Origin of the sequence: Oceanospirillum maris DSM 6286 (assembly GCF_000422865.1) — a bacterium.
GTDB lineage: Bacteria > Pseudomonadota > Gammaproteobacteria > Pseudomonadales > Halomonadaceae > Oceanospirillum > Oceanospirillum maris.
Genome location: NZ_KE383937.1, coordinates 26,728 through 38,347 on the forward strand (window position 1 = coordinate 26,728; position 11,620 = coordinate 38,347).

7 protein-coding genes are annotated in these 11,620 nt (G+C 44.9%); 5 read left to right on the forward strand and 2 right to left on the reverse strand.

The annotated features are described in order from the left end of the window. Positions 1–51: 51 nt before the first annotated feature. Positions 52–2,550: a glycerol-3-phosphate 1-O-acyltransferase PlsB gene (gene plsB / locus G517_RS19410; RefSeq protein ID WP_051206455.1), complete on the reverse strand. Its 2,499-nt coding sequence runs from the start codon at positions 2,548–2,550 to the stop codon at positions 52–54. 116 nt (positions 2,551–2,666) lie between these two features. Here plsB and G517_RS0114695 point away from each other — a divergent pair, with 116 nt between their 5' ends. Next, a complete protein-coding gene (locus tag G517_RS0114695; RefSeq protein WP_245543264.1) occupies positions 2,667–4,544 on the forward strand; it encodes an ABC transporter ATP-binding protein in 1,878 nt (625 codons plus the stop codon). A 92-nt stretch (positions 4,545–4,636) separates the two neighbouring features. Here G517_RS0114695 and G517_RS19415 read toward each other — a convergent pair whose 3' ends face one another. Beyond that, positions 4,637–5,353 carry a YecA/YgfB family protein gene (locus tag G517_RS19415; RefSeq protein ID WP_051206456.1) on the reverse strand — a complete coding sequence of 239 codons (717 nt, stop codon included), beginning with the start codon at positions 5,351–5,353 and terminating at the stop codon, positions 4,637–4,639. A 213-nt stretch (positions 5,354–5,566) separates the two neighbouring features. Between G517_RS19415 and G517_RS0114705 the strand changes: the two genes are divergently transcribed. From G517_RS0114705 to G517_RS0114720, 4 genes are all read left to right on the forward strand, one after another. Continuing rightward, complete coding sequence (locus G517_RS0114705) at positions 5,567–6,145, forward strand: SprT family zinc-dependent metalloprotease (RefSeq protein ID WP_211224309.1); 579 nt, start codon at positions 5,567–5,569, stop codon at positions 6,143–6,145. A 186-nt stretch (positions 6,146–6,331) separates the two neighbouring features. Beyond that, positions 6,332–8,212: a methyl-accepting chemotaxis protein gene (locus G517_RS0114710; RefSeq protein WP_028305037.1), complete on the forward strand. Its 1,881-nt coding sequence runs from the start codon at positions 6,332–6,334 to the stop codon at positions 8,210–8,212. Positions 8,213–8,725: 513 nt separating this feature from the next. Further along, complete coding sequence (gene acs / locus G517_RS0114715; protein WP_028305038.1) at positions 8,726–10,675, forward strand: acetate--CoA ligase; 1,950 nt, start codon at positions 8,726–8,728, stop codon at positions 10,673–10,675. A gap of 192 nt (positions 10,676–10,867) precedes the next feature. After that, a complete protein-coding gene (locus tag G517_RS0114720) occupies positions 10,868–11,524 on the forward strand; it encodes a LuxR C-terminal-related transcriptional regulator (RefSeq protein ID WP_028305039.1) in 657 nt (218 codons plus the stop codon). Positions 11,525–11,620 lie beyond the last annotated feature (96 nt).

Sequence of the window (11,620 nt, forward strand, 5' to 3'; positions counted from 1 at the left end):
AAATTGTATCTTCTGCATGGGATGAAGCTACTGGACAAATGACCTTCATCGTTAAGGTAAAGGCCGAGCTTTAGGCTGACTGGCAAGCTGTCGAATACTGTGGCGCAATGCTGGATCAAATAAAGGACGACACTGTACCGAAAAGGTTTCTAACGCTTGGGAAAAGTGTAGGTGTCCGTCTTCCAACCAAAGATAGCCCTGTTCTAGTAATAATTCAGACAGCTGTTTAAATAGCGGTTTATGAAAGTACTCAGGAGCATTCAAACCATGCAGAATAGAAAGCCGTTGCGCTAGTATTTGGCATTCTGCTTCAAGGCTTTCAGTGGTAAAGCTACCACTACCGTGATGTCGTAGAAGAGCGATCATTAAATAGCCTCGCTCAAGGCTCGGCTGAATCGGGCGAGCTAATAGTGTTAATAATACGCCTTTATCTTGGTAAGGGTCGACGCGAGCCAGTTGCTCACCGTTATCCGTTAGAACGCCTTGCTCGATCAGCTGTTGGAGTAGGTTATCAACGTGCTGATGCATACCGGCTTTATCCCAAGGCAGGAATAACTCTTTTGCAATAAGGGGGTAAAGCACCTGTAATAGCTCATGGAGCTGCGTCCGTGACTGTTGGCTATTTTGATTAAAGCAAAAAGCAATGAGGGATGGCAGGGCAAATAGGTGCAGAATATTATTTCTATACCATGTCATTAAAAGAGCTTGTTGCTCATTGAGCTGTAGTAGGTCGCCATAGTGGTGGTTGAGACGAGTAATTAGCTGTAGTTTTTCTGCTTCTGCAATGAGTTGTTCTGAAGTTTGAGTGTTTATGGGTGCATGGCCGCTGTACTGTAATCGATTATGAAGGGTCTGGCAGAGCTGAATAAACTGATTCAGGCTAGATTCTTCTAAAGTGAAGCTTGGCGCGGTTAGTAAACCAAGAGCTGTTAAGTTAGCAGCATTTAGTGTTGCGGTGCTGTTGATACCCACAGCAACTTGCTGAGAAAGGGTTTGAACCGCCTGAGGTAGCCAGTCAGGTTTGCCCTCGTTTTGATCGTTATTCCAATGGGGAATGGTCGTATCAAGTGTCTGTTTCAGGTCGATAGGCTGACCAAAGGCCAGATTGACTTTTCCGAAGTGCTCTTTAAGGGTTTTAAGGGATCGTATAAGACCGATAATCGATTCACCTTTTTTCTCTTTGCCTCGGAGTTCACCGAGATAGGTGCGGCCTTCAACGACCTTTTCATAGCCAATATAAACAGGAATTAACTGGATATGGCGGTGAGGGTTACGTAAGTACCCTTGAATGGTCATGGATAGCATGCCGGGTTTAGGCACAAGGGTTCGCCCTGTTCGGCTGCGACCACCCTCTATAAAGTACTCTGTGGCGTAGCCTTTATTCAGTAGCATAAACAGGTATTCAGAAAATACAGCGGCATACAGCGGGTTATCACGGAAACTACGACGAATAAAGAAAGCACCGCCACGCCTTAATAACGCCCCCACAATGGGAAGGTTCAAGTTAATACCTGCAGCGACATGGGGTGGCGTTAAACCTTGATTATAAAGGGCGTAAGAGAGCAGCAGGTAATCCATATGGCTTCTATGACAGGGTACATAAACAAGCGTATTGTTTTTGGCACTTTCTTGTACCTGTTCAATGTTATGTATATTGACCCCTTGATAGAGACGGTTCCACAGCCAGCTAAGTAGAATATCAAACAGCTTTACCGTGCTGTAAGAGACATTGGCCACAATCTCATCGGCGTATTTCTCTGCTTTTTGCTGAGCTTTTTGACTGCTAAACCCCTGCTCTTTAACCGCGGATTGTACCGCCGACTGAATACGGGGGCTGCGGATTAACTGACGAATCAACTGCTTGCGATCGGGTAATTCCGGGCCGGTAACGCTAATGCGGGTTTGTCGAAAGTGAACACGCAGTAAGCGGGCGGTCTTGCGCACATGCTGGTTAATTAATGTTGATTCAGGACTGGTCGCGATTAGTGCTCTAAGGGATACAGGTTCAGCAAAGTGAACGAGGGTATGCCGCCCATGAAAAATAATGGCTCCTAAGCGCTTGATGCTTTGGTGTAGCCAGCCTCTTTGATCCGAAAACCGGTTAAGCCAATGACGCTCTTGACCTGGCGAACGCCCCCAAAAAATAGTGACAGGTACTAGCTTAATATCTTGCTCTGGGTGTTCTAAAAGATGGGCCATCATACGTGTTAGACGTGGCGATACACGATGCTCTGCTAAGCCCTTCAGTCCATAGTGATTCATGTGCAGTGCAATTAAGCGGGCGTCTTTGCTAACCGTTTCGCTGCCCTGTTCTGACCAAGGTAGTCCATATTGGCGCGTTATGCGGCTAAGTAAGATCCGATCCGTTAGACTCTTATTGCCTAAAGCGTAACAATATTGCCCTTCGGTTTTGGCTAAAGCAGGAAGCGGGCGATGAAAGCTAACCCGTATAAAGGGTTGCATTAGGCGCTCGATAACGACCATTAACAGCCGTATCAAGCGATCTGTAAGACGATCTGCGCGTTGTTTATCTCGGGCAGGATAGATCATTGGCACTGAGTTCCTGTTTCATTGTTATTATATAGACTGTTTTTTTAGGACATACGCGATGGCATCGCTAACAGCTTGTCGCAAACGTTCATTATACCTGATTAGGAGTGTCACATTTGAAGTCTAAGCCGCCCAATATAGATCACTCAAATAGACGTGATTCTGCTCAATTATCGCGCTCAATAAATCAGCAAGACTCCCCCCGTGCTGAATCCGATGATATTACGCCACAGGCACTTTGGCAGGCGGTTAAGCAGCATAAGAGAGAGCTTGTTCTTGCTAATGTTATTGCGATTTTTGCCACCCTGTTTAGCGTACCCTTGCCATTATTAATGCCATTGATGGTGGATGAAGTGTTACTGCATCAACCGGGTAATATGGCAGCGTGGATTGATTCTCTATTCCCGGACATCTGGCATGGGCCGGTGCTTTATATTGGCGTTATCTTGGTGGCGACCGTGATGATGAGGGCGATCTCTTTAGTCTTAAATGTTTGGCAAACGCGGCAGTTTACACTGATCTCTAAGGAGATCGTATTTACATTGCGACAACGTTTACTGGATCGGTTGCCACGTATTTCAATGGCGGAATATGAACACCTTGGAGCGGGGTCGGTCGCGTCTCATTTGGTGACGGATGTTGATACGATTGATCGGTTTATTAGTAGTTCTGTGAGCCGGTTTATTGTCGCATTTCTCTCTTTGATTGGTGCGGCGGTTATTCTTTTCTGGATGCACTGGCAGTTAGCACTATTTATTCTGTTGCTTAATCCGTTGGTTGTCTGGGTCACCATGCGCCTTGGCAAACATGTTAAACGTTTAAAGAAAACGCAGAACTCTGCCTTTGAAGCGTTCCAAATGGCTCTAGGGGAGACGTTAGATGTGGTGCAGCAGCTTCGTACCTGTAACCGAGAAGAACACTATATTAAACGCCTCGTACGCAAGGCCGCCGATGTAAAAGATCACTCTGCCAGTTTTGAATGGAAAAGTGATGCGGTGAGCCGATTAAGCTTTCTGGTGTTTCTGTTTGGTTTTGATGTTTTTCGTGCGTTGTCTATGTTGATGGTGCTTTACTCCGATTTAACCGTGGGGCAGATGTTAGCTGTTTTTGGTTATCTCTGGTTTATGATGGGGCCGGTGCAAGAGGTGCTGGGTATTCAGTACTCTTGGTTTGCCGCTAAGGCTGCGACAGGTCGCCTCAACGGATTGCTGAAGCTTGAACAAGAGCCGGTTTATCCTGCTCTTAGCAACCCTTTCAAAGGTGAGACGACGGCCAGTATTGAGCTGCAAGACTTACAACTTAAATACGGTGATAATGAGCCTGTACTCAAAGGTGTTAGCCTTTCGATTCAGGCGGGAGAGAAAGTTGCCTTGGTGGGAACCAGTGGCGGGGGTAAATCCACCTTGGTACAGGCGCTTTTGGGCTTATATCGCTTAGAGTCCGGCCATGTTAGCTACAACGGTGTGGCTATGGAAAATATTGGCTTGCCTGTGATTCGAGAGCATGTGGCAACGGTGCTACAGCATCCCGCGCTCTTTAACGGTACGGTAAGAGACAACCTCACACTGGGTGTTGACCTGACTGACGTAGATCTTTGGCACGCCCTTGATATTGCCCAGTTAAAGCCTTTTGTAACAGGCCTTGAGAAAGGCTTGGATACACGGGTTGGACAAAAGGGGTTGCGGTTGTCCGGTGGGCAAAAGCAACGTTTAGCTATTGCGCGTATGATTTTAACGGATCCGAAGGTGGTTATTTTAGATGAAGCAACCTCTGCGCTAGATACCGAAACAGAAGCCCATCTACATGAGGCGATGGCTGACTTTTTACAGGGAAGAACAACGCTGATTATTGCTCACCGTTTGAGTGCGGTAAAACAGGCTGATCGTGTTTATGTTTTTGATGACGGTAAAGTGATCGAACAAGGTAAACATGAAGATCTACTTCAACAGCAGGGCGTGTATCACAGGCTGTATGGCCAGCGGCAAACGTTTTAACTGTTGCTGACGTTGTTTCTGGGATTTTTTACTTAAGTTTTAGAAATTGATTTATTCAAAAAGGCGACCTTGTCACCAAGGTCGCCTAAAGACTAACGGCGCTTACCAGAACGACGGGCGGAGCCACCGTTTTTATTACCGCCACTCTTACTGCCACTGTTATTACTATTATTATTACTACGACCTGCTTTACCTTGGCCTTTACCCGGAAAAACCTTAGGCTTTTCTGCCGGCGCATTGAACAGTAGGTACAGATCGACCAGAATTTCTGGCAGTTGGGCAGCCAAACGATTTGTGGTGTCTAAATCAGCGACGATTTCATCAAGCTCTTCTTCTGGAAATAGGCAGGAGATCGCCATAAAAGGCAGCAGCAGCTCTGCAGCATCTTGTTCATGCTGACCAAACCAGATCGCTTCGCGCAGCATAACCGCTTCAATAAAGCCTGCACACCAAACACTCACTTCGCTATCGTCTAAAACCTCATCTTCTTCCAGTCCTGGCTCAAAGGGTAGCTCTATGGTTTGGCCGCGATAGAGTACAGTCCGAGTTTGATCCAGCATGGTTTCTAACCAGCTAATAACGGTATTTTCTGTAAATTCGCCATCAAATTTAGGCATACCGTTAAAAGCAACGGGTAGCCACTCACCTGTTGGCACTGGCTCTGGGCATACGGCCAAGGCCACCATAAAGCCATGGAGGCCAATGACATCGAGAGCCTCTGGATCAACATTGTCTGATTCTAGAAAATCATAAAGTTGATCGAGGATCTCATCGTCGATTACCGATACTGGAATAGATTCTTCTTTCATAATTACCTCAAAAAGGAGATGGCCCTTTTACTTGGGATTCTTTTTACTTAAGGCTATCGCTGGTTTATTGGGCCATTAAACTAGCGTTATTGTACCAGTGTCGCCTATGAACGGTAGCTGACAATTGAGCTTTTCTCACGAAGCTGCCACCATCTCGGGTCATTATTATGAATTGTGATACTGAATGATGGTGCTGATACCCAAGGACACCGAATGAAGGGTGATATTTTGTTGGAAAAACACTCAGAAGCTTTACCTTTTTGCCCTGACCCTAGGGATAAAACTCAAGCAGAAGTTGCTCTGCGCTTTGGTTTGATCTATTGGATGAAGCGGGCTGAGCGCTATTTTAATAAAACTTATCCTGTTCCAGAGCTGGATCTTAGCTTAAGGGGGAAGTGTGCAGGCCAAGCTTATCTTCAAAAGTGGAAGCTACGGTTTAATCTCGGACTTATGGCGGAAAACTATCAAGATTTTATGTTGAATGTTGTGCCCCATGAACTTGCACATCTTATCGTCTTTCGTGAATTTGGCGGACGTATTAAACCTCACGGCCAAGAGTGGCAGGCTGTGATGGAGCAGGTGCTTGGCGTACCGGCAAAAACAACCCATCGCTATGATGTTAGTAAAACGGCTCGACAGCATTATATCTACCGCTGTGGCTGTCCTGATCGGGTTCATGGATTAACGATTCGTCGTCATAATAAAGTGGCGCAAGGTGTTAAATATCAGTGTAAAGGCTGCCAGCAAGAGCTAGAGTATCTTTATTTTTCTGAAGAAGCTGAGACTCTTTAGCCTATTTATGGTTGATGATGGCTTATGATTATTCCTTGATTTAACTGCAATCTATTGATTATGAATAATAAATAGTTATCTGAAGCATTTTGTAACGCTTGGTTAGATGCTTTTTTTGATTAGACAGGTAAACTTTGTCGTTAACATTCTTTCTATAACTCACTTTCTTCATGATAAGGATTCTTAATGACGTCACTGTCTTTTAAAAGCAAAATGCTGCTTTCAACAATAAGTCTTTTGCTGGCAAGTTGCGTGGTTCTTGCGCTCTTATCGCTGACTCGTCTAGTGACTGAAACAAGCATTCAGATTAGTGATCAGCTAGGCATGACCCTAAATCAAGCTGAGTCATTGGTGGATGGTTGGCTGGACAGTAAGTCGGCTATTGTGGATGCGGCGGCAGAAACACTACCTGTGGAAAAAGAGAGAGTGAGTGAATTTTTAACACTAAGCCGCACAGCCGGTCATTTTGATCTATTTTACGTCGGCACAGAGCAGGGAGATATGCTTCAGTCATTCCCTCCCGTTAGCCTATCGTCTGACTATGACCCGAGAAAGCGACCTTGGTATCAGCAAGTAAAAAGAGAAGGTCATTCAGTCGTGACGGCACCCTATCCCCGTGCGAGTACGGGAGAGTTAGTTGTCACCCTAGCAGCACCAATGAAAAGTGCATTAGGTGGCGTTGTTGCTGGTGATATTACCTTGACTAGTTTGGTTAAGTCCCTTTTAAGTTTGGATACTCGTTGGCCTTCAGAGTTATGGCTTGTGGGTCAAGATAACCAGCTTTTAGCTCATCCCAATCCTGAACTTGTTATCCAGAAACGAAGCTATGATGATCTACTTACGCCAGCGGAGGCTGGTGTTGCAGGGCTTCAGCGTGTTGTTTATCAAGAAGAGCAGTATTTTATTAAGGAAGTTCAATTAGAGAAAACCGGCTGGCGGTTGATTCTTTTGGTTGAGCGGGATTCCGCGCTTGCACCTCTGTATAAGCTAACATGGCAGTTGATCTTCAGTAGTCTCTTGATTCTTCTGGTTGCCAGTGGACTCGTCTATTTAATGGCTCGCTATTTCAGTCAACCTCTTGTTATTGCGACATCTGCGCTGCACCGATTGGCAGAGGGGTATATCGACCAAAGATTAGACATTGTCAGCAAAGATGAGTTTGGTCAAATCAGTACGGCATTTAACCAATTAGCAGAGAAGCTTCACGGTAGCTTAGGAAATATATCTCGTTTAAGCCATAAATTGCTACAGGATTCCGATGCTACGGCCCAACGTTCTAATAGTGCTTTGGAAGATACGATGGCGCAGCAAGCCGCGTTGTCACAATTGACGGACGCTATTGAACAAATGTCGATAGCCAGTGGTGAAATTGCAAGAAATGCGGAGCAGACAGCAAGCTCTGCAGAGCAAGCGGCCCATGCTAGTGGTGCAGGCCTTTCGTTGGTTAAATCGAGTCAGTCCGCCATTGCTGCACTTTCAGAACAAGTGCATGAAAATTCCGGTCAGCTGAGTACGTTAGCTAAAACCGTCTCCGCGATTCGCAGTATTCTTTCTAAGATTAATGAGATTGCGGAGCAAACTAACCTGTTGGCTCTTAATGCAGCGATTGAAGCAGCGCGGGCCGGTGAACATGGTCGTGGGTTTGCAGTGGTCGCTGATGAGGTTCGCTCGTTATCACACAACACTCAGTCTGCAACCCATGAGATTCATACGCTAACGCAAGAGTTAGAAGTTGCGACCCAAAAAGCTTTAGCGGATATGGATGCTAGCGAGCAAACTGCACAGAAAAGTACAGACCAAGCGGATAAGGCGAGTCAGCAATTGCAGGTGATTACCGATGCGAACAGCTATATCTGTGATATGACGGTTCAAACTGCAAGTGCTGTAGAAGAGCAGCACGCCATGTCTAATGAGGTTAATCAGCATAGCCAGCACATTGCTCAATTGATTGATAATTCTGCCAAGGTGACGGAAGAGAACCACAAGCAGGCGCTACAATTGAAGAAAGAGAGCCTCTCTTTGCAAGAGCAGTTATCAAGTGCGTTTAAGCTGGATTCAAAATTTTAACAATGGATAAATAAACCTGTCTTCTTTAATTGCTGTGATTATTATTGGCCTATCTAATTAGGTTTTATATGTTAATGACAGCCTTCCTACCTTCTATTGAATCTAAGATAATGATTGAACCCCACCCTTTGGTTGGGGTTTATGACTAAGTAGTCTATTGTTATATGGTTAATTTGGCTTATAAAACGCAATATCCTCGTCTTCTTATGCAGTAATAGCGATATATAATATAGTTATGGTATTGGTCTAAAGTCGAACGATTATCTATTGTGCACCTGCGAAGGATAGAAACTAACAGTGGTTGATTGGTCACAAAATAAATTAATCATTGTAACTTATTGATTTTAAAGGAAAAAATACTTCTACCAAGGTCTAATGTTTTCCCTTCCTTTAGGACAGTATAACTTTGCTACGAATATTCATTCTGGGTGGGGTTATTTTTTAAAACCTTCGCATTATAAAAATAAAGCACCTAGGGTTTCTTTTCCTCAACGGCACAGAGGCAAGATTTAGATGAGCGAACAAAAAAAAGTATATCCAGTACCTGCAGACATAGCATCCAGTGCTTTAGTAAACAAAGCTAAATATGAAGAGATGTATAAACAATCGGTTGAACAGCCAGATGCGTTCTGGGCTGAACATGGTCAGCGTATTGACTGGATGAAGCCGTTTAATAAAGTTAAAAATGTAAGCTTTGATTCTCACAATGTTGATATTAAATGGTTTGAAGATGGCACATTGAATGCCAGTGTTAGTTGTCTTGATCGTCACCTTGATACTCGTGGTGATCAGGTCGCTATTATTTGGGAAGGTGATAACCCAGAGCAAGATGAGAAAATCACGTACCGTGACCTACACACCCGTGTCTGTAAGTTTGCTAACGCCCTAAAAAATGAAGGCGTGCGCAAAGGTGATGTCGTTACTATCTACATGCCAATGATTCCTGAAGCAGCCGTGGCTATGTTGGCCTGTGCGCGTATTGGTGCGGTACATTCTGTTGTTTTCGGTGGTTTCTCACCGGACGCGATTGCTGGTCGTATTATCAACTCTGACTCTCGTATCGTGATTACATCAGATCAAGGTCGTCGCGGCGGTAAAGCGGTTCCTTTGAAAGAGAATGTTGATGAAGCTCTAACCAACCCGCATGTTAAAACGGTCGATAAAGTTGTTGTTGTTAAGTGTACCGGTGGTGATATTGCTTGGCACGATCATCGTGATGTTTGGTTCCACGATATTTATGAATCTGCATCAGAAATCTGCCCACCAGAGGAGATGAATGCGGAAGATCCTCTGTTTATCCTTTACACCTCCGGCTCTACTGGCGCACCAAAAGGTCTGAAGCATACCACTGGCGGCTACATGGTTTATGCCTCTATGACCCATCAGTATATCTTTGATTATAAAGAAGGTGATGTTTATTGGTGTACGGCTGATGTTGGCTGGATTACAGGTCATAGTTATATTCTTTATGGGCCACTAGCTAATGGTGCTACGACCTTAATGTTTGAAGGTGTGCCTTCCTATCCATCTCATAGCCGTTTTGGCGATGTGATTGATAAACACAATGTGAGTATTCTTTACACGGCTCCGACAGCTGTTCGTGCTCTGATGGCTCAAGGCGAAGATGTCATGGGTGATACTAAGCGGGATTCCTTACGTTTGCTGGGTTCCGTTGGTGAGCCGATCAACCCTGAAGCTTGGGAGTGGTATCACAAGAAAATTGGTAACAGCTCTTGTCCAATCGTTGATACATGGTGGCAAACAGAGACTGGTGGTATTTTGATTTCTCCTCTGCCAGGCGCGACAGATTTGAAACCGGGTTCTGCAACTCTGCCTTTCTTTGGTGTTCAGCCTGCGTTGGTTGATGGCCAAGGCACAGAGCTATCGGGAGCAACAGAAGGTAGTCTGATTCTGCAGGATAGCTGGCCAGGTCAAGCTCGTTCGATTTGGGGAGATCATGAACGCTTTGTGCAAACTTATTTCAGTACCTACCCTGGTGCGTACTTTACCGGTGATGGTGCTCGTCGTGATGAAGATGGCTATTACTGGATTACCGGCCGTGTGGATGACGTTATCAACGTATCAGGCCACCGTATGGGTACCGCTGAAATCGAAAGTGCGATGGTTGCTCATAAAGACGTTGCTGAGGCAGCCGTTGTGGGTTATCCGCACGATATTAAAGGTCAAGGCATCTACATTTACATTACAGTGAATGAAGGCACTGAAGCGACTGATGAGCTGCGTGCAGAGCTGGTTAAGTGGGTACGTAAAGAGATCGGCCCAATTGCAACCCCTGACTTAATTCAGTTCTCTGATGGCCTACCTAAAACGCGTTCCGGTAAAATTATGCGCCGTATTTTGCGTAAAATTGCAGCCAATGAATGTGATGGTTTAGGTGATACCTCAACACTGGCCGACCCAAGTGTTGTTGATAACTTGATTGAGTCACGTTTGAATCGTTAGATTTAAGCCATGATTTTTAGGTATTAGGCCTAAGAACTGCGTGTGATAAAAAACCCTATACGGCAGCGTATAGGTTTTTTTTTTGCAGGCAAAAGTGTCAACAATAATGTACTATTAGCGACTAAAGAATAGTAATAGCGACTAAAAAATAGTAAAAAAACTATAAGACTAGCAGGGAGTTGGAGGAGATTAATGGCATTAGCACAGAAAATTATAATTGCTGACGATCACCCATTGTTTCGCGCCGCGCTGCAGCAAGCGGTAAAGCAGGTAGCACCTGAAGCCGAGATTGTTGAAGCTGAAGACATGGAGGCTGTACAGACTGCAGCCAGCAAAAATGCCGACGCAGACCTTATCTTACTGGATCTGCATATGCCCGGAGCCCATGGCTTCTCTGGGTTGGTTTTTTTACGAGGACAGTGCCCCGCCATTCCTGTCATCATGGTTTCTGGTACAGAGGAACCTATCGTTATTCAAAGGGCTATTGATTTTGGTTCGTCGGGATTTATTCCTAAATCGTCATCTTTGGAAACAATTGCTGATGCGATTAAAGACGTACTCAATGGTGAGATCTGGTTGCCAAATGCAGATACTTTGAGTGAAGTTAGTGAAGAACAAGCTCGTTTTGCCGAAGCCTTGTCTACCCTGACACCTCAGCAGTTTCGTGTTTTGAATATGTTAACGGAAGGTTTGCTTAACAAGCAGATTGCTTATGAGCTGAACGTTTCAGAGGCAACAATTAAAGCTCACGTTACGGCTATTTTGCGTAAATTGGGTGTACATAGTCGTACTCAAGCGGTTATTGCCGCTAAACAGCTAGAAGTTGATCCGCCTAAGGTTGCTGAATAAGCTGCTTTGATTTTATGGATATTTTTAGCCTTGTAAGCAAGAACCGCTAACAGCATCTCTTTTATTATTGATGCGCTAGCGGTTTTTTTATGTGAT

Bases quoted from the DNA above. Each gene is read 5' to 3' on its own strand.
- G517_RS0114720 (WP_028305039.1), top strand. From the start codon at position 10,868: ATGGCATTAGCACAGAAAATTATAATTGCTGACGATCACCCATTGTTT.
- G517_RS19415 (WP_051206456.1), bottom strand. From the start codon at position 5,353: ATGAAAGAAGAATCTATTCCAGTATCGGTAATCGACGATGAGATCCTC.
- G517_RS0114705 (WP_211224309.1), top strand. From the start codon at position 5,567: ATGAAGGGTGATATTTTGTTGGAAAAACACTCAGAAGCTTTACCTTTT.
- acs (WP_028305038.1), top strand. From the start codon at position 8,726: ATGAGCGAACAAAAAAAAGTATATCCAGTACCTGCAGACATAGCATCC.
- G517_RS0114710 (WP_028305037.1), top strand. From the start codon at position 6,332: ATGACGTCACTGTCTTTTAAAAGCAAAATGCTGCTTTCAACAATAAGT.
- plsB (WP_051206455.1), bottom strand. From the start codon at position 2,550: ATGATCTATCCTGCCCGAGATAAACAACGCGCAGATCGTCTTACAGAT.